Origin of the sequence: Aeromonas sp. R2-2 (assembly GCF_040908355.1) — a bacterium.
GTDB lineage: Bacteria > Pseudomonadota > Gammaproteobacteria > Enterobacterales > Aeromonadaceae > Aeromonas > Aeromonas veronii.
The window spans coordinates 52,738-77,941 of the sequence record NZ_JBFODQ010000059.1 but is presented as its reverse complement, the minus strand read 5'-3'; the positions used below and the strand labels follow the sequence as shown (position 1 = coordinate 77,941).

The following is a 25,204-nucleotide window of genomic DNA, read 5'->3' as shown; positions in this document are numbered from 1 at the left end:
CATGAAGAAGATTGAAGCCATCATCAAACCGTTCAAGCTGGACGATGTGCGCGAGGCCCTGGCCGAGATCGGCATCAACGGCATGACCGTATCCGAAGTCAAAGGCTTCGGCCGCCAGAAGGGCCATACCGAGCTCTATCGCGGCGCCGAATATATGGTCGACTTCCTGCCGAAAGTGAAGGTGGAGCTGGTGGTGCAGGACGAGGATCTCGATGCCTGTCTGGAAGCGATCCAGAACACCGCCCGTACCGGCAAGATTGGTGATGGCAAGATCTTCGTCTGCGAGGTGGAGCGTGTCATTCGTATCCGTACCGGCGAAGAGAACGAAGACGCGATCTGACCTTGGCTATCTCTTTACCTGACCAGAGGTGCGAAGTGCTGCCTCATTTGATGGGGTGGCTGCGCTTGGTGGTGGTCGCCAGCCTGTTGGCGGGCCTGACTGCTTGCAGTACCCGTCCACCTGCTCAGCCGGAGAATCTGTGCCAGATCTTTCGCGAGAAGCCGGAGTGGCACAAGGCCGCGCTCAAGATGAACGAGAAGTGGGGGACGCCGATCCATGTGGTGATGGCCATGATGTATCAGGAGTCCTCGTACGTACATGATGCCCAGCCGCCGATGCAGTATTTCCTCTTCATCCCGACCGGGCGGGCCAGTTCGGCTTATGGTTATGCCCAGGTCAAAGATGAAACCTGGGCTGATTACCAGCGGGAAACCGGCAACAGCTGGAGTGACCGCGATGATTTTGCCGACGCCATCGATTTTATGGGTTGGTACACTAACAAAGCCCAGCGGCTCAATGGCACCTCCAAGTGGGATGCCTATGGCCAGTACCTCAACTATCACGAAGGGTGGGGTGGCTACCGGCGTGGCAGCTATCGCAGCAAGGGGTGGTTGATGAAGACCTCTCGCAAAGTGGAAGCTCGCGCCCAGCGCTACGGCGCCCAGTACCGTCAATGCAAGGATCAGCTCTCCCGTGGGGGCTGGTTCTGGTAACCAAATCAGGAGTCAGAAATGCCGTTATTGGACAGTTTTACCGTTGACCACACCCGTATGGAAGCGCCAGCGGTGCGTGTGGCCAAGACCATGCAGACCCCGAACAAGGACACCATTACCGTGTTCGACCTGCGTTTCTGTGTGCCGAACCAGGAGATCCTCTCCGAGCGCGGTATCCATACGCTGGAGCACCTGTTCGCCGGTTTTATGCGTGATCATCTGAACGGCAATGGTGTGGAGATCATCGACATCTCCCCCATGGGTTGCCGTACTGGTTTCTACATGAGCCTGATCGGCGCGCCGGACGAAGCCCGTGTTGGCGCAGCCTGGCAGGCGGCCATGAGCGACGTGCTGACCGTGCAGGAGCAGGCCAAGATCCCCGAGCTGAACGAGTATCAGTGCGGCACCTACAGCATGCACTCGCTGGAAGAGGCGCACGCCATCGCCCGTCATGTGCTGGAGCGCGGTATCGGCGTCAACCACAACGACGAGCTGGCCCTGCCGGAAGAGAAGCTGAAGAGTCTGTGAGGCTGATGAGCTGTCGCTCATCGGATAACCTCTTCAGGGAATGTTAAAAGAGCCGGTCAGCCATGCTGACCGGCTCTTTTTTATCTCGCCCGACCGCAATAGTGGGGATGGCTTGCTCACCTTGCCGACTCTGATTAGGATGGTTTTTGAACCGAATCCTTTGGCGGAGGTGTGACGATGAAAGGGGTATTGCTGCGTTGGCTGGCCCGTTACGACGCGTGGTGCGAGGAGTGGGGGCTCACTCAGGAGAACCGGCGCTGCTGCACGCCGGTTCGTTATGATGATGATTCAAGCAAAGAGCGAGCTTGCGCAGAAGAGGCTGAGCTCAATCAAAATTGCGGGTCACGGCACCGGTAACACTGTTGTACTCGAAGCCGAGGCCGTTGGGGTGATCCGGGAGGCGGCCGATAGAATCGCGAAGAATATAGGTGCAATTCCTATGGGTTTGACCATGCTCGTCGGTTTTGTAATTACTGCTGACTGTAGATATGTAGTCTGCTTTGTCGATCAGAGCTTGGTTTTCATTGCTGGCTGCAACCGTGTATTCAGTTTCGAGTAACTCATTGAAGACAAGCTTGCAGTCATCATTTCCAGAAATAGAAATGTAGTCTGATGGCAGTTTGCTCAAATCATACGTCTCGTTTACGCCTTTTCCGCTGCCCTCTTCAGAGCCCACCGGCCAGCCATAGAGATTGATGTCCATATTCTTGGCACCAAAACTTCCCAGATTATATAGAGCGAGAGCTTGTCCTTGTGTGGTTACTGCCCAGCCAGCATGAGCCAGCTGAACTGCACTGGCAAAGCTGCCTGCGGTCGCCGAGACCGTGCTTTTCAGGGCATCATCCTTGATATTGATAAAGCGGGGCAGGGCGGTGACGGCCAGGATCCCCAGCACTATGATCACCAGCACCAGTTCAATCAGGGTAAAGCCGTTGTTTCTGTTGTTCATCATGTTCAATGACCCATTAAATACCGCAAACAGGTGTGAGTGATATGCAGCTGATAGATACCCATTGCCATCTCGACTTTCCGGTGTTCGACCAGGACAGGGAGGCGCTGCTGGCCCGTTGTCGGGCATTAGGGGTGACGGAGTATATCATTCCTGCCATCGCAGAGGATAACTGGACTCGTGTGATGGCTCTGGCAGATCAGCATGACGGCCTCTTTTATGGTCTGGGCGTTCATCCCTGGTATGCCGGTGAACAGCGGGAGGGGGTGATGGCGCGGCTGCGAACGCTGGTAATGAGCCAACCTGCTGGCCTGATAGCCATAGGCGAGTGCGGGCTGGACCTCCGTTCACAAGTGCCGCAGGAGGGGCAGCTTGCGCTGTTTGAGGCTCAGATCCGGCTGGCTGCCGATGTCGGGCTTCCCCTGATGATCCACTCGGTGCGTGCCAATGACACTGTGGCCAAGCTGTTGCGCCGCTTCAAGCCGCCACGTGGCGGGGTGATCCACGCTTTCAGCGGTTCGTTGCAGCAGGCGGAGACTTTCTGGCAACTGGGCTTTCGACTCGGAGTGGGCGGGGTGATCAGTTTTGAACGGGCGAACAAGACGCGAGAGGTATTTCGGGCTATGCCGCTCGAGGCTCTGGTGCTGGAAACCGATTCGCCAGATATGCCGTTGCAAGGCGCACAAGGCTCCCGAAATACACCGGAAGCGCTGCCAAAAATAGCGGAAGTATTGATGACCTTGCGGGATGAACCATCGGCAGATGTTGCCAAGGTGTTATTTGAAACTGCCCGGCATATTTTCCATCACGACCAATAGCGATGAAACAAATTCGCAACACCTGATTTAGTTGTCAGGAAAAAAAATGAGCGTAAAAATCGTTTGCTGTCTAATTTTGTGACACTTGGACATTTTGATAACGATAAAATGTGACCAGCATTCTATTTTATCGGACTTTAATTAGTATAATGCGCTCCCCTTGATTAGTTGGGTTTAATAACAACTCGCTAACAAGCCAGGTGCTACTAGAGGAAGATAATAATGAATTTGTTCATGGGTCTGGTAGGGATGGCGACGCTCGTCCTTATCGCGGTGCTGTTCTCCAGCAATCGCAAGGCAATCAACGTGCGTACCGTTGTCGGTGCGTTCGCTATTCAAGCCGGTCTGGGGGCGTTTGTTCTCTATGTTCCGGTTGGTCGCGATATCCTGGTCGGCGTGTCCGACGCGGTATCCAGCGTGATCAGCTACGGCCAGAACGGGATCGACTTCCTGTTTGGCGGTCTGGTCAGCAACAAGATGTTTGAAGTGTTCGGTGGCGGCGGCTTTGTCTTTGCCTTCCGTGTTCTGCCGGTCATCATCTTCTTCTCTTCCCTGATTGCAGTGCTCTACTACCTGGGCATCATGCAGATGGTCATCAAGTTGCTGGGCGGCGGTCTGCAGAAAGTACTGGGTACTTCCCGCACCGAATCCCTGTCTGCAACTGCCAACATCTTCGTCGGTCAGACCGAAGCGCCGCTGGTGGTTCGTCCCTACATCGCCAAGATGACTGACTCCGAGCTGTTCGCTGTCATGTGTGGTGGTCTGGCCTCCGTTGCCGGTTCCGTACTGGCCGGTTATGCCTCCATGGGCGTGAAGATGGAGTACCTGATTGCTGCTTCCTTCATGGCTGCACCGGGTGGTCTGCTGTTCGCCAAGCTGCTGGTTCCCGAGACCGAGACCCCGAACTACGACGAAAGCTCTGCCGATGCCGAGCTGGATGACAAGCCTGCCAACGTCATTGACGCTGCTGCTGCTGGCGCCTCTGCCGGCATGCAACTGGCCCTGAACGTCGGCGCCATGCTGCTGGCCTTCATCGGTCTGATTGCCATGATCAACGGCATCTTCTCCGGTGTGGGTGGCTGGTTCGGTTATCCGCAACTCTCTCTGGAACTGCTGCTGGGCTGGATCTTCTCCCCGCTGGCCTTCCTGATCGGTGTGCCTTGGAATGAAGCAGTGGTTGCTGGTTCCTTCATCGGTCAGAAGCTGGTAGTGAACGAGTTCGTGGCTTACCTGAACTTCGCTCCGTACCTGAAAGACGAAGTGCTGATCAACGGTGTGGCCATGTCCGATCACACCAAGGCTATCATCTCCTTCGCGCTGTGTGGTTTTGCCAACCTCTCCTCTGTTGCCATCCTGCTGGGTGGTCTGGGGTCCATGGCGCCGAACCGCCGCGGCACCATTGCACGCTTTGGTCTGAAAGCCGTACTGGCTGGCTCTCTGTCCAACCTGATGTCTGCCACTATCGCAGGCTTCTTCCTGGCACTGTCCGGCATGTAATCGCCGCCTGACTGACAGGATATAAACACGAACGCCACGGCATCTGCCGTGGCGTTCGCGTATGGAGCGGTGACAACCGTTTTCCTATCTAAACTAATAATAAAATGAGTCAAATCGGAGGTTATATGAATGAAGTGCTACTGGCGATGGTGGCCGGCTTTATAGTTGGTTTGTTGTTTTCTTTCCTCAAATTGCCGATCCCGGCGCCTCCCGTTTTGTCCGGGGTAATGGGGATCGTCGGGGTCTATCTGGGGGGATTGGCCTACTCCTGGATCCTGACTCGTTTCTTTTCGTAAGGCTTTTTTAGACCTGGATTTGCCAGATGTGAGGTACCTCTGAAATTGGCAAATCCGGCTTGCAAACAGGGGGTATCTCGGCTGAAATAGGCGTTGCCAGCAGGGTGCTGGCAATGACTAATACTCGATGAAATCGGGTGTTGGCGGTCAAATGGAATTGATTGGGAAGTCGGGTCAGATGTTGTCGGCCTTTCTCAAGTCTTCATGGAACCAAGTCCGCACTTTTGTAAGAAAGTGACAGGGCTCTTGCCTTATTTACAGTCGCAGTGCCTGCAGGGTGTTTTGAATAGCATCCCGATAGTGCCGGTGCCTTCGCACTGTAATTCCATTCCCGTATAGCTGGGGATTACTGCCTGTGCATCCATCGCTGGATGGTATGGTGGTGCCCGGTTATCTGGATTAAATCGAGACTTTGGAGAACAGAATGACTGATCTGAAAGTGGCCGCTCAGCGCGCCCTGAACCTGATGGACCTGACCACCCTGAACGATGACGACACCGATCAGAAGGTGATCGACCTGTGCCATAAGGCCAAGTCACCGGCTGGCCTGACTGCCGCCGTCTGCATCTATCCCCGTTTTATTCCTATCGCTCGCAAGACCCTGCGTGAGATCGGCGCTGCCGACGTACGCATTGCGACCGTGACCAACTTCCCGCACGGCAACGACGACATCGAGATCGCCGTGGCCGAGACCCGTGCCGCAGTCGCCTACGGTGCTGACGAAGTGGACGTAGTGTTCCCGTATCGCGCCTTCATGGCCGGTAATGAACAGATCGGTTTTGATCTGGTCAAAGCCTGTAAAGAGGCCTGCGGTGCCAACGTGCTGCTGAAAGTGATCATAGAAACCGGCGAGCTGAAAGAAGAGGCGCTGATCCGTCGCGCTTCCGAGATCTGTATCGATGCCGGTGCCGACTTCATCAAGACCTCCACCGGCAAGGTGCCGGTCAATGCGACCCCGGAAGCGGCACGCATCATGATGGAAGTGATCAAGGCCAAGAATCCGAAAGTCGGCTTCAAGCCTGCTGGTGGCGTGAAAGATGCCGCCGTTGCCGGTCAGTATCTGGCCATGGCCGAAGAGATCCTCGGCAACGACTGGGTATCCGCCCGAACCTTCCGCTTTGGTGCATCCAGCCTGCTGGCCAGTCTGCTGGCCACTCTGGGGCATGGCGACAAGCCAGCCAACACCAGCGGTTACTAATAGGTTGATGAGAGGGCGGACTGCTGTTCGCCCTGTTAGCCCCCACCATGCGGTGTGCGGGCAAGGATTCAGGCTTGTGTAACGCCAGCAATGGCGGAGGGAATGAAAGATGTTTTTGCCTCAAGAAATTATTCGCAAGAAGCGCAACGGTGAAGCGCTCAGTACCCAAGAGATTCAATTCTTCGTTCAGGGCATTACCAACAACACCATCGGCGAGGGGCAGATCGCTGCACTGGCGATGGCGGTCTACTTCAAAGACATGACCATGGATGAGCGGGTTGCCCTGACCTGCGCCATGCGCGACTCCGGCATGGTATTGACCTGGGATCACCTCAATCTGGGTGGCCCGATTGTCGACAAGCACTCTACCGGCGGTGTGGGTGACGTTGTCTCCCTGATGCTTGGCCCGATGGTGGCCGCTTGTGGCGGTTTCGTGCCGATGATCTCCGGCCGTGGCTTGGGCCACACCGGCGGTACCCTCGACAAGCTGGATGCCATTCCCGGCTACCAGACCTCGGTCGACAACGACCGCTTCCTGAAAGTGGTGAAAGAGGCGGGTGTCGCCATCATCGGCCAGACCGGCGATCTCGCCCCGGCTGACAAGCGTATCTATGCAGTACGGGACATCACCGCCACCGTCGAATCCATCGCCATGATCACCGGCTCTATCCTCTCCAAGAAGCTCGCCTCCGGGCTCGAAGCGCTGGTGATGGATGTGAAAGTGGGCTCCGGCGCCTTTATGCCGACCTTCGAAGCGTCCGAAGAGCTGGCCAAGAGCATTGTGGCCGTGGCCAACGGTGCCGGTTGCCGCACCTCTGCGCTCTTGACCGATATGAACCAGGTGCTGGCCTCCAGCGCCGGTAACGCGGTGGAAGTGCGTGAAGCGGTGCGCTACCTGACCGGTGAATACCGCAACCCGCGGATCCACGAAGTGACCATGGCGCTGTGCGCCGAGATGCTGATCTCCGCCGGTCTGGCCAGCGACGAGCGCAATGCCCGCACCAAGCTGCAGGCGGTGCTGGATAACGGCAAGGCGGCCGAGATCTTCGGTCGCATGGTGACAGGTCTCGGTGGCCCGGCCGATTTTATGGAGCGTTACGACGCTTACCTGCCCAAAGCCGCCATCGTGCGCCCGGTCTTCGCGGCCAACAGCGGTTTCGTGACCGCCATGGATACCCGCGAGCTGGGTCTGGCCGTGGTCGCCATGGGCGGTGGTCGCCGCGCTGCCGGTGACAAACTTGATTATGCGGTCGGTCTGACCGACTTTATCCGCCTGGGTCAAAGTGTTGATGCTGACAAGCCGATCGCGATGATCCACGCTCAGACTGAAGAGCAATATGCTCAGGCTGCCAGCATGGTGCAGGCGGCTGTCCGGATTGGTGGCGAGCGGCCGGAAGCACTGCCTGAAGTGTACCGCCGTATCACCCTGGCCGATTTGTAACAAGGGGAAGACCCATGAAACGTACCTTTATTCTGATGATGGACTCTTTCGGTATTGGCGCAGCTGCCGACGCCGACAAGTTCGGAGATGTGGGCGCCAACACCCTTGGCCATATCGCCAAGGCGTGTGCGGCGGGTGAAATTGAAGGCCGTGGCGCCCTCAATCTGCCCAACCTCAACAAGCTGGGTCTGGGCCATGCCTGCGAGCAGGCCTCCGGCTACTTCCCGGAAGGGCTGAAGAAAGATATCGAGGTGGTCGGTGCCTACGGCTTTGCGCAGGAGCTCTCCTCCGGCAAGGACACCCCGTCCGGTCACTGGGAGATCGCCGGTGTGCCCGTGCTGTTCGAGTGGGGCTACTTCAAGGATCACCACAACAGCTTCCCGCAGGAGCTGCTGGACGCCATCGTCGAGAAGGCTGGTCTGCCGGGCTATCTCGGTAACTGCCACGCTTCCGGTACCCAGGTGCTGGACGATCTGGGCGAAGAGCACATGAAGACCGGCAAGCCGATCCTCTACACCTCTGCCGATTCCGTATTCCAGATTGCCTGCCACGAAGAGACCTACGGCCTCGAGAAGCTCTATGAGCTGTGCCACATCGTGCGCGAGCTGCTGGAGCCCTACAACATCGGCCGCGTGATTGCGCGTCCGTTCGTAGGTACTGGCAAGGGCAACTTCAAGCGTACCGGCAACCGTCACGACTACTCAGTGCTGCCGCCGGCGCCGACTGTGCTGGATTACATGAAAGATGCGGGCGGTCAGGTGGTCTCCATCGGCAAGATTGCCGACATCTATGCCCAACAGGGCATCACCAAGCAGGTGAAAGGGACCGGTCTGACCGAGTTGTGGGATCGCACGCTGGAAGAGGTGAAAGCGGCCGGTGACAACACCATCGTCTTCACCAACTTCGTCGACTTCGACTCCTCCTACGGCCACCGCCGTGACGTTGCCGGTTATGCCGGTGCGCTGGAGTATTTCGATTCCCGCCTGCCGGAGCTGTTTGATCTGCTGCAAGATGGCGACGTGGTAGTGCTGACTGCCGACCACGGCTGTGACCCGACCTGGGGTGGCACCGACCACACCCGTGAATACATTCCGGTGCTGTTCTTCGGCAAGCCGGTCAAAGCCGGCTCCGTTGGTCGTCGCGAGACCTTTGCCGATATCGGCCAGAGCATCGCGGCTTACCACGGTCTGCCGAAACTGGCATACGGTACCAGCTTCCTGTAATTTACCCGCCCGCCACTTCGGCGGCGGGCAATTTATAAAACAATAAAACTCAACCTGTGTGAAGGAATCAAGAGAATGGCAACTCCTCATATCAATGCGAAAGATGGCGCCTTTGCTGATACCGTGCTGATGCCGGGCGACCCCCTGCGCGCCAAGTACATCGCTGAAACTTTCCTGGAGAACGTTGAGCAGATCTGCGACGTGCGCAACATGTTCGGCTTTACCGGTACCTACAAGGGCCGTCGTATCTCCGTGATGGGTCATGGCATGGGTATCCCGTCCTGCTCCATCTACGCAAAAGAGCTGATCACCGATTACGGTGTGAAGACCCTGATCCGTGTGGGCTCCTGTGGTGCCGTGCGTGAAGACGTGAAACTGCGTGACGTGGTGATCGGTATGGGTGCCTGCACCGACTCCAAAGTAAACCGTCTGCGCTTCAAGGATCACGACTTCGCTGCCATCGCCGACTTCGACCTGGTTGCCAATGCCGTGCAGGCCGCCAAGAACAAGGGCGTTGCCGTGCGCGTCGGTAACATCTTCTCTGCCGACCTGTTCTACACCCCGGACCCCTCCATGTTCGATGTCATGGAAAAATACGGCATCCTGGGTGTCGAGATGGAAGCCGCCGGTATCTACGGCGTAGCTGCAGAGTACGGTGCCAAGGCACTGACCATCTGCACCGTATCCGACCATATCCGTACCGGTGAGCAGACCACCTCTGAAGAGCGTCAGCTGACCTTCAACGACATGATCGAAATCGCACTGGATTCCGTCCTGTTGGGCGACAAGTAATTCCCTTGCGAATAAGAAACGGCGGCCTTCTGGCCGCCGTTTTTGTATTTGCTCTCTGGTTGCGCCATCAGTTTTCCGGAGGTGGCGAGGGGGGCGTACTCTTTTTCTTGTGCTTGCGCACCCGCATGTAGTTGCGGCGCACGCCGTAGGAGATGAGCACCCCGGCCAGCAGGGCGACCAGCAGCATCAGCCGCTGTTTCTCCTGCACCACCTTGAGCCGGGTGTCCTTGTCTGCCAGCATCTGCTGTTCTTCCAGGGTGATGCGCAGGAAGCCGATGGTCTGCTCGCCATCCCGGATCTCCTGCACGAACTGGATCCGCCCCTTGCCCTGCTCCGGCAGCGACTTGTTATCGCTGCCGATGGGCAGCAGGCTCTCCAGCGGCACCGCCTGCTCAGATTGGGCGAGGGGAATGCCGCGTCCGTCGTAGAGGGTGGCATCGAGGATCTCCGGCTCCGCCGCCAGATCCCGCGCCAGCCGCTCCAGCTCGCTGCTCTTCTCCTCCTTGATCCAGCGTTTCATGTCGCGGGCGGCATAGGCGACCAGCGCCTGCGCCCGGTTGCGCGCTTCGCTGTGCAGCGAGGCCTGGCTTTCACCCTGCATATGAATGAGCACACCGAGCACCCAGCATCCGAGCAGGATACCGGCACCCAGGCTGAGAACACGTTTGATGGGAAGATGACGCTGCAAGCGCGAGACCTCATGGTAACAAGGAGTGGCGGGATCTTGGCGCTTGCCTGTACAAAAAGCAATACGCTACTCTGGGCCAGCATTGTTAACCCCCTGATCACCAAGGAAGGCGTATCCCTTATGTTGTTGTCCCAGCTCCCCCCTCTGTTATCCGATTGGCCCGCGTTGTTGTCCGGCTCACCCTGTTGGCAGCTCAGCGCAGATGCGTTGCAACCGACAGAGACTCCGCTGGCTGGCGGCTGGTTGGTGCTGTTTGGCAAGGGGCTGGCTGCCTCCCATCTGGCGCATTTGTCTCCATTGTTGGCAGCGCAGGGGATGGCGGCTACCCTCTATCCTCCCACCGAGGTGGCGGGCGTACCACAGCTGCTGCTTGGCTGCGATCGCTTTTCTGCCGAGCTGGTGGCCGAGCTCAAGAGCGGTGAGTGGGAGATCGATCTCTGCCATCTGCCCGCGCTACCGACCCTGAAGGAGCCCGGCCTGCTGGTGATGGACATGGACTCCACCGCGATCCGCATCGAGTGCATCGACGAGATTGCCCGGCTTGCCGGGGTCGGCGAGCAGGTGGCGGCAGTGACGGCCGCGGCGATGCAGGGCAAGCTGGAGTTTTCCGACAGCCTGCGCAATAGGGTGGCCCTTCTGGCAGGGGCGCCGGTCACCATTCTCGACGAGGTGGCGGCATGGATGCCCTGGATGCCGGGCTTGCAGCTGATGGTCGATACCCTCAAAGGGGCGGGTTGGAAGGTGGCCATCGCCTCCGGCGGTTTTACCCGTTTTGCTGGCCAGTTGCAGCGCGAGCTGGGGCTCGATGCCATCTTCGCCAACGAGCTGGCGGTGGAAGGGGGTCAGCTGACCGGCAAGGTGAGCGGGCGCATCGTTGATGCCAGCGTCAAGGCCGAGGTGTTGCAGCAGCTGGCTCAGGAGTACGGCATTGCTGCCGACCAGACCGTGGCCATCGGCGATGGTGCCAACGACCTCAAGATGATGGGGGTCGCTGGCCTTGGCATTGCCATTCACGCCAAGCCGCTGGTGCGGGCGCAGGCGGCGGCCACCCTCAATCATCACGATTTGGAGGGGGTGATCTGCCTGCTGGCGGCGCGGGCCTGTAGCGAGCAACGCTGGGACAAGCGCTGACAGTGTTTCAAGGAGGAAACCAATAAAAATGGAATTGTTGCAGCAGTCTCTGTTTATCCCCTGTGGTGGCCATCAATTGCATGTGCGCCACATCAAACCCCGGGTCGCCGTGCATGGCGAGCCGATCCTGATGGTGCATGGCGCCATCGAGAACGGGCGGATCTTCTATACCGAATCGGGCAAGGGGCTGGCCTGCTTTCTGGCCCGTCACGGCTATCAGGTCTATGTGGCTGATTTGCGGGGGCGGGGGCTCAGCACTCCTGCCATCGCCGAGCAGGCAGAGCACGGTCAGCATGAGCTGATCACCGAGGATCTGCCCGCCCTGCAGCGCTGGATTGCAGAGCGCCATCATGGTTTCAAGGTGCACTGGGTAGCCCACTCCTGGGGTGGTGTCATCATGGCCTCGACTCTGGTGCGCTTCCCCGAGCTGGCGGAGCAGGTGGCCAGTCTGCTGTTTTTTGGCACCAAGCGCGGCGTGTCGGTGCACAATCCCGAGCGCTGGCTGAAGGTGGATCTGATCTGGAATCGGCTGGCCCCCTGGCTGGCCCGCCGCCGTGGTTTTCTGGCGGCTCGTACTCTGAAGATCGGTGCTGACGACGAGCCGCTGCGCTATCTGCAGGAGACCATCCCCTGGGTCAAGTGCGGCCCCTGGCAGGATCCTCACGACGGTTTTGCCTATGACGAGGCGGCGGCACGGGTCAACTGGCCACCGCTCTGGATGATTTCGGCCAAAGCGGACAAGGTGCTGGGTCACCCGACCGATGTGCGCCGCTTCAGCGACGAGATGGGTTCGGCAACTCGTCACACCCGATTGGGGCGGGACAACGGCAACCGCCTCGATTATGACCACATCAATATGCTGACCGCCCCGCAGGCCCAGGAGGATCACTTCCCCCAGATCCTCGACTGGCTGCTCAACCCGCAGGCGGCATGACAAAAAACAGGGCGCCTCGAGCGCCCTGTTTCATTTTTGTCTGTTTCCGGATCGTCAGTTCAGCGGCGGCGTGATGCCAAAGCGGAACAGGGTTGCCTGGGTGGTATCGGTCAGTTCGCCTACCCCCACCACACTCCACAGCTCCTCTTCCAGCTTGCGCGCCTTGTGGATGGCGAACTTGGCGATGTAGTCCAACTCGTTGGCGATGAAGTTGGTGTCGGGCCGTCCGGTACGGGAGATGCCGACCAGCACCGAGTAGAACTCCCCCTGTTGCTGCGCCAGCTCGATGAACTGACGCTTCTCTTTGACATTGGCAAAGCTGCTGGCCAGCCGGCTGCTGAAGATGGGCAGGCCGGCCTTGGTCTGGATGCTGGCGATATAGACCTCATCTTCTCTCGGTTTGTCCTCCCGCTCGATGGCACGCAGCGGGTTCATCAGCAGCTCCTTGAGCAACTCCCCCTGAAACAGCGGGTAGAGGTTCTCCTGCTCCGGCAGCTCGGCACAGGCTTGCAGCAGCCGCTGCAGACTGCGTGGTTGCAGAGACTTGCCGATGGAGGCCGGTTTGGGGGCCCCCTTCAGCTTGTTGACGTAGACCGGCGAGTTGAACAGGTGGTGGGTGTAGATGTTGCGCAGTGCCCGTGCCAGCCCACGATAGCGGCGCTGCTCCTGCGCCGCCTTGAGCTTATTCTGGTTGCTCTCGATCAACAGGCTGAAGAACTGGCGGCCGGTATGGCGATCCGAATCCCCTTCGATGCAGAGGTGCAGCACGGTGCGGGTCATGTTGAGGCTGACCAGCCGGTAGGAGAGGCGCTGCAGATCCATGCTCTTGGAGAGCTCCTGCAAGCGGGGCAGGGCGATGGTCACCACATCGTTTTTCTCGCCGATAAAGGCATCTTCCAGCTCGATTTGCAGGCCGTGAGTCGAGATGTCGCGGGTCCAGCCGATCCAGGATTTGCCGTTGTGATGGATGGCGACCGCGGTCTTGTGGATGTAGCGCGACTCCTTGCGTAGCTGAACATAGTGCAGGGTCTCGATCTCGAACGGGGCAACCCCCTGCTCGTGACCAAAGCGTTGCAGCTCGTTGGCGTTGTTGCTGACCCCTTCCTGATGGAACTCTTCCCGCTGGGACTCCAGGCCGATCTCCTGCAGCAGGCCGCAATAGCCGATCTGTTTGAGCCGCTCGAGTAGCAGGATGTCTTGCAACTGCGGGTTGTCCTGCCCCTGCAGTTGTCCCACATCCGCCTCGACCAGATCGCACGCCTCCAGCGTGAACTTGTAGACTCGCCAGCTGGGGCGGCGTGAGCCCACCTGGAAGAAGAGGGCGGTGAGGCCACTCTGGCGCAGCTCCTCGGCGGTGGCGGAGAAGAAGTAGATGTGGCTGCGCACCGTGTGGGTAAAGCAGTAGATGATGGTCTCGGTGGTGGTGCCGGGGGCCGGGCAGAGCCGTTTCATCCGCTCTGCGCTGAAAAGCCCCGCGAGAGCATCGCGGTTTTTCTCATCGCGCCAATACTCCAGCAGGTGCTGGTTGTTTTCCGTGCGCAGGGCAATCTCGAGATTGGGGCTGTCGCCGGTGCCGAAGAAGAGCGGCATGCCGGTCATCCGCGGCAGGTAGAACTGCTCATACCCCTTGATGATGGCGGCGGAGAGCAGATAGTCGACGCTGACCCGATAGCGGATCTTGTTGGCGTCGATAAAGTCGCTGAGGAAGGCATCAAAGGCTGGCTGTTCGCCGGAGCGCACCAGTCGCAGCCAGTATTTCCCCTCTTTGCTCTCTTCGCCGAGGATCTGATAGCCGACCGACTGATGCAGCACCGGATTGGGGGTGTCCCGCTCCAGTCCGGTAAAGAAGACCTCCACCTGGGTGCCGGTGTGATAGTTAGGCAGATAGGGTACCGAGACCCGCATGCCACCCAGCGAGAGATCGGAACTCTTGGCGAACAACTTTTCCCCGTCCTGAAACTTGATCAGCACCGGCGAGCTGAAGTGCATCCGCTCCTGACGGCGGCCGTAGTAGCTGGCAAAGGCAATAGTGTTGACATCATATTGCCGGAAGGGGCTGGCCGGCGGCGACAGCTGCCCATCCACGCGGGCGTTGTGGTGCTGTTTTTGCCACTGTTGCAGCGCCTCGTAGACACCGAGGGTATAGATATCGCGGTAGAGATAGCACTGGGACTGGAAAAGGGCTATCGCATCGGCGGGCATGAAGTGAGTGATGCCGTCAAACTCATGCACCAGGCACTCATCCTCCAGCTCATCGCGCATGTCGATGACCCTGCGGCAGGGGGAGCACTTGCGCTTGAGCTCCATCTTGATCAGAAAACGGCTGTTGCTGTTTTCCTCCTGAGTCATGCGGTTGAAGATCTCCTCGAAATCTTTCTCCCGCAGCAAGGGGACGAGTTGTTCAATCAGATGTTGCTGGTGTTCTGAATCCATTTGTTCCTGCCACGGAAAGTCACTTTTCCGATTCTGGGTTTGATCTGTCGGTCGCAAACAAGTATATCAAGCAGGAATTCATCCTGTCCCCGAGTTATCAATGGCCAAAAATAAAACTGCTTATGTTTGTTCCGAATGTGGTGCCGACTTCACACGCTGGCAAGGTCAATGCAGCGAGTGCAAGGAGTGGAATACCATCACCGAGGTGCGCCTCGGCTCGGTGAGCCCCGCTGGCAAGAGTGCCCGTTACACCGGTTATGCCGGCGCGGTCGGCAGTCAGGTACAGACACTGGCAGAGATCGCCACCACCGAAATTCCCCGTTTTACCTCAGGTTTCAAGGAGCTGGATCGGGTGCTTGGTGGCGGTGTGGTGCCAGGCTCAGCCATTTTGATCGGCGGCAACCCGGGGGCGGGCAAGTCGACCCTGCTGCTGCAGACCATGTGTGGTCTCGCAGAGCGGATGAAAACCCTCTATGTCACCGGCGAGGAGTCGCTCCAGCAAGTCGCGATGCGGGCCAACCGCCTTGGGCTGCCCACCGACAAGCTGCGGATGCTTTCCGAGACCAGCGTCGAGCAGATCTGCCTGATTGCCCAGCAGGAGCAGCCGCAGATCATGGTGATCGACTCCATTCAGGTGATGCATGTGGCGGATGTGCAATCGTCCCCCGGTTCTGTCTCTCAGGTGCGTGAAGCGGCGGCGCTGCTGACCCGCTACGCCAAACAGAATCATGTGGCCATCTTTATGGTGGGTCATGTGACCAAGGATGGCAGTCTGGCTGGTCCCAAGGTGCTGGAGCACTGCATCGACTGCTCTGTGCTGCTCGATGGTGGCCATGACTCCCGTTTTCGGACTCTGCGTTCCCACAAGAACCGCTTCGGTGCGGTCAACGAGCTGGGGGTCTTTGCCATGACCGAACAGGGGATGCGCGAGGTGAGCAACCCCTCCGCCATCTTCCTCAGCCGGGGGCAGGAGCAGGCGCCCGGTTCCATCGTCATGGTGATCTGGGAGGGTACCCGACCGCTGCTGGTGGAGTTGCAGGCGCTGGTGGACTACTCCCAGCTCTCCAACCCGCGCCGGGTGGCGGTTGGGATGGATCATAATCGGCTCGCCATGTTGCTGGCGGTGCTGCACCGTCACGGCGGGTTGCAGATGGCGGATCAGGATGTCTTCATCAACGTGGTCGGCGGGGTCAAGGTCGAGGAGACCAGTGCGGACCTGGCGCTGCTGCTGGCGATGGTCTCCAGCTTCCGGGATCAGGCGCTGCCCAAGGATCTGGTGGTGTTCGGCGAAGTGGGTCTTTCTGGTGAAATTCGCCCGGTGCCGTCCGGTCAGGAGCGGTTGCAGGAGGCGGCCAAACACGGTTTTCGTCGCGCAATCGTGCCGCACGCCAATGCCCCCAAGCATCCCATCGAAGGGATGGAAGTGGTGCCGGTCAAGAAGCTGTCCGAGGCACTCGAGGCGCTGTAATCCCTCAGCATTGCAATCGAGACAACCGCACAACGAAAAAAGAGCGCCTCGGCGCTCTTTTTTATGGGCTGGAACCTGCCATCAGGGCTGACTGTGTTCCAGATGTTCGCTCAGCAGTTGTTCCAGCTCGCGGTGGAGCAGCTCTTCGTCGCCGACGTTAAGCTCGATCATCCGCTTGAGATGGGTGGCACTGTCGATATCGATGTGGTGGCAGTAGAAACCCAGCTTCTTGCTGGCTTCGTGGGTCAGCTCGACCTGCATTTTGATCTCGATATCGCTCCCGCTCAGGATAAAGCTGAGCTGGTACTCCTTGTTGTCACGGCTCTCCCAGTCGTCGGGGCGGATCAGCAGGGCTCCCTGCAAGGAGACGTCGACAAGCTGGGTCTGCCACTTCTGTTCCCCCTGGGTGAGTTCTGCCATGGTCAAGTAGAGGATCCGTGCAAAACGGCGGCGCTCAGACATGCTCATCTCCTGTATGCAATAAGTGTGGACGCTAGGGTCATTGCTCTGAGTGTAATCCACCTTGGTTGCCAGTATCTTGAACTTGCTCCGAAAATGGCATTCAGGCTTGCTGGGTACTCAAGGATTCCACTACATGAAGCGCCTTGACCAGGCGATCTTCCTGTTTGAACCGCTCTTCCAGAACCGGACCCAACTCATTGAGGTCATCATCCAGTAGCAGCAATTGGGCCTCGTCGGCATCACTGTATTTGTCGTTGAACTCGAGGGCGAATTCAGTGCTGTTACGAATATGGGGATAGATGCGCTTGGCCAGCTCCAGTGTTTCGCCGCTGGCTTGCTCGAAGGCGGTGACGACGTGGTGGTAGATCTCGAAATGGCCTGCACTGACATAGTCGACCAGGCGGTCGCAAAACTGATGCAGCTCTTCTGTTTTGGGCAGGCTGCGTTGCTTGGTCCGCGCCGGAGTGAGGCCTGCCAGCTGCATGTATCCAACCAGCAGCGCTTGCCTTGCATCCAGCCAGTCGTCGATAGCCTTATGCTTGCCTGCCAGCGCCTGCTTGGTCTGTTCCAGTTTCGTCAACATAATCCCTATCCCTCCGTGGGGCAAAGGCTGGCCGATTGTTCGGTATTCCGAGCCGTTTGAGCAGTGACACAACCTATAACTAGGGAAAATCTGGGCAAGCGTCAATAGCCATGGGGGGATAATGTTAAGTGGCGAAGAAATAGTCAGCGGATTGTGTCTGCGTGCTAGCAGGTTTCAGGCCTGCTCACGGTTTTTCGCGTGTGGAATGTGACTATTTCCGCAGATCTTGATGAAAACCCCAGCGTTTGACGCGTTCGGCTCGATAAAGGCTTTGCCTGTGCGTTTTTTTTTGCATAGAGTGACCCAGCGCTAAATGCCCGATCATAAAGGAAATGTTATGAACAAAGCTCAACTTGTCGATGCGATTGCCGCCAAAGCAGATCTGAGCAAAGCTCAGGCCAAAGTGGCTCTGGAAGAGATCATCAATGGTATTACCCAGAGCTTGAAAGAAGGCGATGCTGTGCAACTGGTCGGTTTTGGCACCTTCAAGGTCACCCACCGCGCAGGCCGCACCGGTCGTAACCCGCAAACTGGTAAAGAGATCCAGATTGCTGCTGCCAACGTGCCTTCATTCGTGGCTGGCAAGGCTCTGAAAGACGCCGTCAAGTAAGTCCGAAAGTCTGTTTTGTCCAATGCCAGTCAGCTTGCTGACTGGCATTGTTTTTATGGGATTCTCACATCCTTCCTATTAGTCCTTCCTGACTTTTCCTTCTGTCAGCCTTATTGCGGCTGAGGCCTTATGCCGTCTGCGGGTTGGATGGCAGCGGCCATATCCGCTCATAGGCCCAGGTAAAGACCATGATGTAGACGAGGTAGAAGGCGACGAAACCGAGATCCAGCATCAGGGCGTCCCACACTCCCAAATCGAGCCAGAACATGACGCAGGGGAGGGAGAGCATCATAAAGCTCGCCTCATAGCCAAACGCGTGCAGGAAGCGGTCCAGTGGTCGCTTGGTGGTGCGCCCGCAAAGTTTGAGTAACCCCTTGTCAAACAACAGGTTCCAGCCATAGGTCCAGGCGGTGGCGACGATGGAGAAGAAGATGGCCAGCGAACCGACCTCGGCGACGCACTGACCGAACAGCTGGCTGATCAGCGGTGCGACCAGTGTCAGCCCGATGCCTTCGTAGAGAACCAGATAACGAAGTCGATCCGGGGTGGTGCGTAGTTGGGTACTACTCATGGGTGATGTGCCTCCTGTGGGAGGCGCATTCTAATCAGGGAGTGGTTAAAAGAGAAGCATCGGCCCGTCATGACTGACGTTGAGGGGCACGATGATGCCCCCTCATTTGCGATACTTCTCTATTGCCAATTTGGGCGTTAGCCCTGAGTGGTCAAGTCTGCGACTCAGGCGCCGGTTGGCGTGACCTGAGTCAGCATGGCAAAGCCCTCTTCCACTTGAGTGAGCTCTACCTTGACCTCTCCCAACTCGGCGAGCGAGGCAACATGGGTGCCACCACAGGGAATGGTCACCTCCTGGCCTTCCAGCATGCAGTGCCAGTAACGGGAATCGATGATCGCCTCGCCAGCGCGGCTGCGGCGGATTTCGCCTCCGGCTGCAATCCAGTCGGCCAGCTGCTGGTTTACCTTCTCTTCAATCAGCGCCAGATCTGCCAGCAGCGCCTCGCTGTTGACCCCTTTCTTGCGCAGGCTCTTGCCGATTCGGTACTGCTCCCGTGATCCGCAAGGCTCGACCCGAGAGCTTTGAATAGCCAGACGGTCGAAGTCGGGCTGGCCCAGAGCATCACGCTCGCTTACCACCTTGCGCCAGTAGGGAGTTAGTACTCGATTGAGCGCCAGCGCGGCCAGATGGCAGCCGCTATGGCCAAGGCTCAGGGCGTGGCGGGCAGCGCTATCTACTTGCAATTCGACCTGGCTACCAACGGCCAGCGCGTGGTCTCCGGTCAGCGGGTGGACCACCACGAAACGCCACCCCTCTGCGCCCCGCTTGACCGGAATGGCAGTATCGACGAACAGCTCGTCATCCGGGCTGATGGCTCCCATTCGGCAAGGGCCAATGGTTGCTTCGCCCCCTTCCCAGCGAACATGGCCCACATCCCCCGGCTGATCGGGCCAGAGGTGGCTCTGGGGATGAAAGGGGGTGAGGTCGGTGACCAGCAGCGTGGTGTCACCGCGCTGGCAGCAGACCACGCTGGCCTGCTCTTGATGATGGCCCAGTACGAAGCTGGCTCGGGTATGTTCCATGGCAAGGCTCCCGCAACGATAAATGAGAAGAGAAAGCGGCAGCATACGCCAAAGTGCGAAGAGGCTCATTAATCAGAGTTAATGAGCCTCTATTCTCGGTTTTACGGTTCGCTAGATCATGGCGACCAGCAGATAGGCATTGAGCCCGATCACCAGCGCAACGATAAGGCGGCCGACGGCTTGTGTGACCGGATGGTTGCGATGTTGCCCCATCAGCGCCCGATCGCCGGTCAGCATCAACAGCGGGATCAGGGCCAGCGCGATGCCAAAGCTCAGGATCACCTGACTCAACACCAGAATTTCGGTGGTGTTGAGCCCCATAGCGATTACCACGAAGGCGGGAGCCATGGTGATGGCGCGACGCAGCCAGAGCGGGATGGTAAAGCGGACAAAGCCCTGCATCACCACTTGCCCGGCCAGGGTGCCCACCACGGTAGAGCTGATGCCGGAGGCGACCAGCGAGAGGCCAAACAGGGTGGCGGCAGCCTGACCCAGCAGCGGAGTGAGGGTCTGATAGGCGGATTCCAGCTCTGCTACCTGCTGGTGGCCCGAGCTGTGGAACGCGGCGGCCGCCATCGCCATCATCGCCAGATTGACGAAGCCAGCGATGGTCATGGCAATCGCCACATCGACCCGGGTGGTGTGCAGCCGCTGGCTGACCGAGCCCTGATCCTGCGTGTGCTGGGTCAGTGCCGAGTGCAGATAGATAACGTGGGGCATCACTGTGGCACCGAGCACACCGGCGGCCAGATAGACGGCATCGCTATTGGGCAGACCGGGGAAGAGGGCGCCCTCCAGCAGGCTGGGCAGATGGGGGCGGGAGAAGATCAGCTCGACGATATAGGCCGCCGCGACAAACAGCAGCAGGCCACCGACCACGAACTCCAGCGGTTTCTGACCACGGGATTGCAGCATCAGGATCCCCCAGGTGACCACGGCGGTGATGCAGGCCCCTTCAAGCAAGGTCACGCCAAGCAGCAGTTTGAAGCCGACTGCGGCGCCGATAAATTCGGCGAGATCGGTGGCCATGGCGATGATCTCTGCCTGCACCCAGTAGGCCCAGACCGCCGCTTTTGGCAGTCGGTCGCGGATGTGCTCCGCCAGATTCTTGCCGGTGACGATGCCAAGTTTGGCCGAGAGGGTCTGCACCAGCATGGCCATCAGGTTGGCCCATACCACCACCCAGAGCAACTGGTAGCCAAAGGTAGAGCCCGCCTGAATATTGGTGGCGAAGTTGCCCGGGTCGATATAGCCGATGGCGGCGATAAAGGCAGGCCCGAGCAGGGTCAGTTTGAATTTACGGGCTGGAATCGTAGTCGTTAGTGCGGGTTGCATGGCATCACCCTCCATAAGGATATGGAGAGAGAATAGATCTAAATGATAATTGTTATCAATTGTTGTTTCTGATGATTTCCATCGGGAAAAACATTTAAGGCAGTCAGTTGCAGTGAGGGATGTGATTTCGTACAATACGCCGCCCTAGAAAGCAGCGACTAAACACCTTTATGTTCCTTGCCTCCGAGGTCTGGCTGCACCTGGGCGGAGGCTGAATTAATCCGTAAGGAGCTAAAATGCGTCATTACGAAATCGTCTTCATGGTTCATCCGGACCAGAGCGAGCAAGTTCCCGGCATGATCGAGCGTTACACCGGCGCCATCACCACCTCCGGTGGTACCATTCATCGCCTGGAAGATTGGGGCCGTCGTCAGCTGGCTTACCCGATCGACAAACTGCACAAAGCCCACTACGTTCTGATGAACGTAGAAGCAGAGCAAGCCGTTATCGATGAGCTGGAAACCAACTTCCGCTTCAACGATGCCGTTATCCGCAACATGATCATGCGCACCAAGCACGCCGTGACTGAAGTTTCTCCGATGGCCAAGGCCAAAGAAGAGCGCTTCACCCGTCGTGACGACGAGCGCCGCGAAGAAGCTACTGAAGCTGCTTCCGAAGAGTAATTCTGGATCACTGACTAGAGGATAAAGGCCATGGCACGTTATTTCCGTCGTCGTAAGTTCTGCCGCTTCACCGCCGAGAACGTTACCGAGATCGACTACAAAGATATCGTTACTCTGAAAAACTACATCACTGAATCTGGCAAGATCGTACCGAGCCGTATCACCGGTACCCGCGCCAAGTATCAGCGTCAGCTGGCACGCGCCATCAAGCGTGCTCGTTACCTGGCTCTGCTGCCGTACACCGATCTGCACAACAAGTAAGAATCGGCCCGGCACTTAAGCCTAACTCAACGAAATTTATAGAGGAAAGGTAATGCAAGTTATCCTGCTCGACAAAATCGCCAAACTGGGCGGTCTGGGTGACCAAGTTTCCGTGAAATCTGGTTATGCCCGTAACTACCTGATCCCGCAAGGCAAAGCTGTTATGGCCACCAAGGCCAACATCGAAGCTTTCGGTGCTCGTCGCGCTGAGCTGGAAGCCAAACTGGCTGCCAACAAAGCTGCTGCTGAAGAGCGTGCTGCCAAGCTGGCCGAACTGGCTACCGTGGTTATCGCTTCCAAGTCTGGCGACGAAGGCAAGCTGTTCGGTTCCATCGGTACCCGTGACGTGGCTGAAGCCATCACTGCTGCCGGCGTAGCCGTTGCCAAGAGCGAAGTCCGTATGGGCAACGTTCTGCGTAACACCGGTGACTACGAAGTTGCTGTTCAGCTGCACGCTGACGTTAAAGCAACCGTACAGATCCAGGTTGTTGCCCTGTAATAGCGATTCGCTTTTGCAGAAAAAACCCGCGTACTTGCGCGGGTTTTTTATTTTCCGGCCCGGGGGTAGAGTGAAGGTCTGTTCCATTGGAGGAGATCTTTATGGCTTGGGTAGAAGGTCGCGTCATCGAACGCATCGAATGGACACCCACTCTGTTCTCCCTGCGGGTAGCGGCCGAGCTGGCTCCCTACAAGGCAGGCCAATTCACCAAGCTGGCCCTCGAGCAGGGCGATCGCCGCATTCAGCGCGCCTACTCCTTCGTCAATCCCCCCTCTGCGCCATATCACGAGTTCTATCTGGTCGAGATCCCGAGCGGTGAGCTGACTCCATCCCTCGGCTCGCTGCAAGCGGGCGATACCTTGCTGGTGCAGTCTCTGGCCACCGGCTTTCTGACGCTGGATGAGGTGCCCGCCGGGCGCGATCTCTGGCTGCTCTCGACCGGCACTGCCATCGGCCCCTTTCTCTCCATGCTGGCCGATGGCGAGGCGTTCAACCGTTTCGAGAATCTGGTGCTGGTACACGGGGTGCGCAAAGGCGAAGAGCTGAGCTATCAGGATTTGATCGCCAGCTTTGCCGAGCAATATGGCGAGCGCTTTCGCTATGTCCCCTTTGTCAGCCGCGAGCCCTGGCCCGATGCAATAGCAGGGCGGATCCCGGCGGCGATTGCCAATGGTCAGTTGCAGGATCGAGTGGGGTTGGAGTTCTCACCCAAGCTGAGTCAGGTGCTTATCTGTGGCAATCCGGAGATGGTGAAAGAGACCCAGCAGATCTTGCTGGCGCAGGGGTTGGCCAAGAATCTGCGGCGGGCGCCGGGCAATATCAGTGCGGAGAATTATTGGTAAACAATCAGCACAGGGGCGCCAGGCCCCTGTTGCATCAGGAGAGGGCGTTCAGTTCTTCTTGCCGTTGCCCTTGTTTTTATCTTTCTGTTTATCGTGACCTTGCCCGGGGTTATTACCGCTGTGGATGCTGCGGTTGTAGTGATCCCGGTACTTGCCATCCATCTTGTCGCAGTTGAGTTTGATCCGGCTGTCGCCAATGCCAAGATCCAGACAGTTGTCCTGCCACCAGTCGTACTCTTTGTCATCCCAGTCGAGATTGATCTTGATGTCATCACCGGAGATCTTGATGCCATCGCCATTTTTGCTTGGCGGCGCTGCAACCGCGATGCCATGTGCCATCAGCAGGGAGAGCAGCAGGGCGCCACGCTGGATAATGGGGTTGTGTTTGGCTTGGGTCATCGCAGGGGTACTCCTGTTGTTATTGGCCACTCTGCGCGTTGGCAGGGATCTGGTTGGTTTGCGGTGGCTGGTTGCGGTTCTCTTCATCTTCCAGATTGAATTTGACCGCCCTGCAGTCGGCCGGGGCGGTTTCGCCGACCCCCAAGTCGAGGCAGTCGTTCTGGGTCCAGCCGAACTGCTTGTCATCCCAGTCCAGGTTGAATTTAAGCTCATCGACGGAGAATTCGGAGCCACTGCTCTCTTGATATTGCTGGGTCGCTGCGGCGCTGCCGGTAACCAGAAGAAGGGAGAGTAGCAAAGTGGTCTTACTGTTCATGATGGCCTCGGATAATTGCAACGGTGGATGAGTGTACAGACCGGAGCTGAACCCGGGCGGAACTGTTCCCCATCTCACCACATGATCAAGTCAGGGAGGGATTGTATCGCTTTTCTGCTGCCGATTTGTCCGTTTTGGTCGCACTCTGGGCAGCTGGTTGCCAATCTGAAGGAATTCAGTCATTTGCCCTTCTCTGGGCGAGTCTGGCGACTATAATCGGCAGCCAACTTTTCCTGCACAGCACACCCCTTCATCATGACCACACAGGACTCCTCTACATTGCGCTACCCCAAGGGGTGGTTTGCTCTGACGACGGTATACAGTTTCACCGGGTTGGCCATTCTGGCTTCCATTATCTTCTCCCTGCTGCTGTTCCTCTCCATCGATGACAATCCGCTGATGAAGTGGCTGTTCGGCGGCTTGGCCATCATCTTCGAATTGGGCAAGTTTTACGTCTGGTACGAGTACGGCGAGCGCAAGGCGCGGCGGGATCTGAGTGGTGCCTTCTGGTCGCTGCTGTTTTACAGCGTGCTGGCGGCCATCTCCATCGGCGGCAGTATCGGTGGCATCAACAGCGCCACCAACACGGTGCTGAGCCAGCAGGCGCGCCACGAGCGGGAGCTGGCCCGTTTCGACGAGCAGATCGCCAGCATCGAGCGGCAGATCCAGCTCAATGAGGAGGCGGCCCGCAAATATATCGAGCTGGAGCGCATCTCCAGCGGCGTCTCCTCGTTGCAGCATGCCAACACCAAGCTGCGCTTGCAGCAGGATGAGCTGCGTCAGCAGCGCGATGCCAAGCCGGTCAACGAACAATCCTCCATGCTGGGGCTGATGAGCAGTCTGGCGGACGGGGTGGGGATGAGCATTAGTCAGGTGCAGTTCCTGCTGGTCTGCTTCCTCTCGGTGTTGCTCGATGTGTTCGGTGCCTTTTTCGTCAGTCTGATCGGCGAGGAGAACCGCTTTCGCCGGATGTGGCGCTGGCAGCAGGAGCAAGCTCGCAGAGAGGCGCAGGCAGCGTTGGCGATGGCGGCGCAGCCCGAGCCCATCATGCCCCCCGAGCCCGCCCCCGAAGTGCTGGCCCAGGTGCGCGGTGCGCTGGTGAGCGGTGAGCTCAAGTGCAGCAAGCGCTCGGTGGCACAGGCGCTGTCACTCTCGCTGGAGGAGGTGGATCGGGTGTTCCACCATCTGCTGTCGCAAGGGGTGCTGGGACAGGGGAGTAATCGACACTACTACCTCAATCCGGCGCTGGAGCAGCAACCCGGATAGTGAGAAGGCCACCGGAACTCGGTGGC

General features: G+C 58.2%; 30 protein-coding genes. 20 read left to right on the top strand and 10 right to left on the bottom strand.

Annotated features, from left to right (window positions below; all coding sequences use genetic code 11):
* Nucleotide 1 precedes the first annotated feature (1 nt).
* The 4 genes from glnB to AB5Z09_RS11275 all read left to right on the top strand — a co-directional run bounded on the left by glnB (nt 2) and on the right by AB5Z09_RS11275 (nt 1,878).
* A complete protein-coding gene (gene glnB, locus AB5Z09_RS11290) occupies nt 2-340 on the top strand; it encodes a nitrogen regulatory protein P-II (RefSeq protein ID WP_005308848.1) in 339 nt (112 codons plus the stop codon).
* Nucleotides 341-390: 50 nt separating this feature from the next.
* Nucleotides 391-993, top strand: a complete 603-nt coding sequence (locus AB5Z09_RS11285) for a hypothetical protein (protein WP_058057992.1) — start codon at nt 391-393, stop codon at nt 991-993.
* A gap of 18 nt (nt 994-1,011) precedes the next feature.
* A complete protein-coding gene (luxS, locus tag AB5Z09_RS11280; protein ID WP_101531102.1) occupies nt 1,012-1,521 on the top strand; it encodes an S-ribosylhomocysteine lyase in 510 nt (169 codons plus the stop codon).
* A 177-nt stretch (nt 1,522-1,698) separates the two neighbouring features.
* Complete coding sequence (locus AB5Z09_RS11275; protein ID WP_075113932.1) at nt 1,699-1,878, top strand: DUF5363 family protein; 180 nt, start codon at nt 1,699-1,701, stop codon at nt 1,876-1,878.
* Here AB5Z09_RS11275 and AB5Z09_RS11270 read toward each other — a convergent pair.
* Nucleotides 1,847-2,473 (bottom strand): type II secretion system protein, encoded by a 627-nt coding sequence (locus AB5Z09_RS11270; protein ID WP_158114311.1) that lies wholly within the window; start codon nt 2,471-2,473, stop codon nt 1,847-1,849. The genes AB5Z09_RS11275 and AB5Z09_RS11270 overlap by 32 nt on opposite strands.
* Before the next feature lie 41 nt (nt 2,474-2,514).
* On the opposite strand from AB5Z09_RS11270, the gene AB5Z09_RS11265 reads away from it, so the two are divergent.
* From AB5Z09_RS11265 to deoD, 7 genes are all read left to right on the top strand, one after another.
* A complete protein-coding gene (locus AB5Z09_RS11265; protein ID WP_368195332.1) occupies nt 2,515-3,288 on the top strand; it encodes a TatD family hydrolase in 774 nt (257 codons plus the stop codon).
* Between the two features lie 222 nt (nt 3,289-3,510).
* Nucleotides 3,511-4,785 (top strand): NupC/NupG family nucleoside CNT transporter, encoded by a 1,275-nt coding sequence (locus tag AB5Z09_RS11260; RefSeq protein ID WP_005340466.1) that lies wholly within the window; start codon nt 3,511-3,513, stop codon nt 4,783-4,785.
* 125 nt (nt 4,786-4,910) lie between these two features.
* On the top strand, nt 4,911-5,081 hold the full coding sequence (locus AB5Z09_RS11255) for a XapX domain-containing protein (RefSeq protein WP_005340467.1): 171 nt from the start codon (nt 4,911-4,913) through the stop codon (nt 5,079-5,081).
* A gap of 424 nt (nt 5,082-5,505) precedes the next feature.
* Nucleotides 5,506-6,279 (top strand): deoxyribose-phosphate aldolase, encoded by a 774-nt coding sequence (deoC, locus tag AB5Z09_RS11250; RefSeq protein WP_005340468.1) that lies wholly within the window; start codon nt 5,506-5,508, stop codon nt 6,277-6,279.
* 109 nt (nt 6,280-6,388) lie between these two features.
* Complete coding sequence (deoA, locus tag AB5Z09_RS11245; protein WP_368195331.1) at nt 6,389-7,720, top strand: thymidine phosphorylase; 1,332 nt, start codon at nt 6,389-6,391, stop codon at nt 7,718-7,720.
* 14 nt (nt 7,721-7,734) lie between these two features.
* Nucleotides 7,735-8,943, top strand: a complete 1,209-nt coding sequence (locus tag AB5Z09_RS11240; RefSeq protein ID WP_123173778.1) for a phosphopentomutase — start codon at nt 7,735-7,737, stop codon at nt 8,941-8,943.
* Nucleotides 8,944-9,018: 75 nt separating this feature from the next.
* Entirely contained in the window at nt 9,019-9,735 is a 717-nt protein-coding gene (deoD, locus tag AB5Z09_RS11235; RefSeq protein ID WP_005340471.1) for a purine-nucleoside phosphorylase, read from the top strand.
* Nucleotides 9,736-9,802: 67 nt separating this feature from the next.
* Here the strand turns inward: deoD and AB5Z09_RS11230 are convergent, their stop codons facing one another.
* A complete protein-coding gene (locus AB5Z09_RS11230; protein ID WP_005340472.1) occupies nt 9,803-10,423 on the bottom strand; it encodes an AhpA/YtjB family protein in 621 nt (206 codons plus the stop codon).
* A 120-nt stretch (nt 10,424-10,543) separates the two neighbouring features.
* Between AB5Z09_RS11230 and serB the strand changes: the two genes are divergently transcribed.
* Nucleotides 10,544-11,554 carry a phosphoserine phosphatase SerB gene (gene serB / locus AB5Z09_RS11225; RefSeq protein ID WP_368195330.1) on the top strand — a complete coding sequence of 337 codons (1,011 nt, stop codon included), beginning with the start codon at nt 10,544-10,546 and terminating at the stop codon, nt 11,552-11,554.
* 28 nt (nt 11,555-11,582) lie between these two features.
* A complete protein-coding gene (locus tag AB5Z09_RS11220; protein ID WP_110304068.1) occupies nt 11,583-12,488 on the top strand; it encodes an alpha/beta fold hydrolase in 906 nt (301 codons plus the stop codon).
* 54 nt (nt 12,489-12,542) lie between these two features.
* Here AB5Z09_RS11220 and AB5Z09_RS11215 read toward each other — a convergent pair whose 3' ends face one another.
* A complete protein-coding gene (locus AB5Z09_RS11215) occupies nt 12,543-14,921 on the bottom strand; it encodes a PilZ domain-containing protein (RefSeq protein WP_368195329.1) in 2,379 nt (792 codons plus the stop codon).
* 100 nt (nt 14,922-15,021) lie between these two features.
* On the opposite strand from AB5Z09_RS11215, the gene radA reads away from it, so the two are divergent.
* A complete protein-coding gene (radA, locus tag AB5Z09_RS11210; RefSeq protein WP_005340481.1) occupies nt 15,022-16,389 on the top strand; it encodes a DNA repair protein RadA in 1,368 nt (455 codons plus the stop codon).
* A gap of 81 nt (nt 16,390-16,470) precedes the next feature.
* Here the strand turns inward: radA and AB5Z09_RS11205 are convergent, their stop codons facing one another.
* Both AB5Z09_RS11205 and AB5Z09_RS11200 read right to left on the bottom strand, forming a co-directional pair.
* On the bottom strand, nt 16,471-16,851 hold the full coding sequence (locus AB5Z09_RS11205) for a PilZ domain-containing protein (protein WP_005340482.1): 381 nt from the start codon (nt 16,849-16,851) through the stop codon (nt 16,471-16,473).
* A 100-nt stretch (nt 16,852-16,951) separates the two neighbouring features.
* Nucleotides 16,952-17,434: an Rsd/AlgQ family anti-sigma factor gene (locus tag AB5Z09_RS11200; RefSeq protein ID WP_005348975.1), complete on the bottom strand. Its 483-nt coding sequence runs from the start codon at nt 17,432-17,434 to the stop codon at nt 16,952-16,954.
* A 337-nt stretch (nt 17,435-17,771) separates the two neighbouring features.
* On the opposite strand from AB5Z09_RS11200, the gene hupA reads away from it, so the two are divergent.
* Entirely contained in the window at nt 17,772-18,044 is a 273-nt protein-coding gene (gene hupA / locus AB5Z09_RS11195; RefSeq protein ID WP_005340484.1) for a nucleoid-associated protein HU-alpha, read from the top strand.
* Nucleotides 18,045-18,171: 127 nt separating this feature from the next.
* Here the strand turns inward: hupA and AB5Z09_RS11190 are convergent, their stop codons facing one another.
* From AB5Z09_RS11190 to AB5Z09_RS11180, 3 genes are all read right to left on the bottom strand, one after another.
* The gene (locus tag AB5Z09_RS11190) at nt 18,172-18,615 is read right to left on the bottom strand and encodes a PACE efflux transporter (RefSeq protein ID WP_368195328.1); all 444 of its coding nucleotides are present in this window, start codon (nt 18,613-18,615) and stop codon (nt 18,172-18,174) included.
* 164 nt (nt 18,616-18,779) lie between these two features.
* The gene (locus AB5Z09_RS11185; RefSeq protein ID WP_323892659.1) at nt 18,780-19,637 is read right to left on the bottom strand and encodes a hypothetical protein; all 858 of its coding nucleotides are present in this window, start codon (nt 19,635-19,637) and stop codon (nt 18,780-18,782) included.
* A gap of 111 nt (nt 19,638-19,748) precedes the next feature.
* A complete protein-coding gene (locus tag AB5Z09_RS11180; RefSeq protein WP_368195327.1) occupies nt 19,749-20,972 on the bottom strand; it encodes an Nramp family divalent metal transporter in 1,224 nt (407 codons plus the stop codon).
* Between the two features lie 236 nt (nt 20,973-21,208).
* Between AB5Z09_RS11180 and rpsF the strand changes: the two genes are divergently transcribed.
* The 4 genes from rpsF to AB5Z09_RS11160 all read left to right on the top strand — a co-directional run bounded on the left by rpsF (nt 21,209) and on the right by AB5Z09_RS11160 (nt 23,197).
* Nucleotides 21,209-21,595: a 30S ribosomal protein S6 gene (gene rpsF, locus AB5Z09_RS11175; protein WP_005308887.1), complete on the top strand. Its 387-nt coding sequence runs from the start codon at nt 21,209-21,211 to the stop codon at nt 21,593-21,595.
* A 30-nt stretch (nt 21,596-21,625) separates the two neighbouring features.
* Nucleotides 21,626-21,856, top strand: a complete 231-nt coding sequence (gene rpsR, locus AB5Z09_RS11170; protein WP_005308890.1) for a 30S ribosomal protein S18 — start codon at nt 21,626-21,628, stop codon at nt 21,854-21,856.
* A 52-nt stretch (nt 21,857-21,908) separates the two neighbouring features.
* The gene (gene rplI, locus AB5Z09_RS11165) at nt 21,909-22,355 is read left to right on the top strand and encodes a 50S ribosomal protein L9 (RefSeq protein ID WP_005340490.1); all 447 of its coding nucleotides are present in this window, start codon (nt 21,909-21,911) and stop codon (nt 22,353-22,355) included.
* 101 nt (nt 22,356-22,456) lie between these two features.
* The gene (locus AB5Z09_RS11160; RefSeq protein WP_368195326.1) at nt 22,457-23,197 is read left to right on the top strand and encodes a ferredoxin--NADP reductase; all 741 of its coding nucleotides are present in this window, start codon (nt 22,457-22,459) and stop codon (nt 23,195-23,197) included.
* A 48-nt stretch (nt 23,198-23,245) separates the two neighbouring features.
* Here the strand turns inward: AB5Z09_RS11160 and AB5Z09_RS11155 are convergent, their stop codons facing one another.
* Together AB5Z09_RS11155 and AB5Z09_RS11150 are read right to left on the bottom strand one after the other, a co-directional pair.
* Nucleotides 23,246-23,596 carry a hypothetical protein gene (locus AB5Z09_RS11155; RefSeq protein WP_368195325.1) on the bottom strand — a complete coding sequence of 117 codons (351 nt, stop codon included), beginning with the start codon at nt 23,594-23,596 and terminating at the stop codon, nt 23,246-23,248.
* Between the two features lie 19 nt (nt 23,597-23,615).
* Nucleotides 23,616-23,912, bottom strand: a complete 297-nt coding sequence (locus AB5Z09_RS11150; RefSeq protein WP_005358055.1) for a hypothetical protein — start codon at nt 23,910-23,912, stop codon at nt 23,616-23,618.
* 255 nt (nt 23,913-24,167) lie between these two features.
* On the opposite strand from AB5Z09_RS11150, the gene AB5Z09_RS11145 reads away from it, so the two are divergent.
* Entirely contained in the window at nt 24,168-25,178 is a 1,011-nt protein-coding gene (locus tag AB5Z09_RS11145) for a hypothetical protein (RefSeq protein WP_042053368.1), read from the top strand.
* The last annotated feature ends 26 nt before the right edge of the window (nt 25,179-25,204 follow it).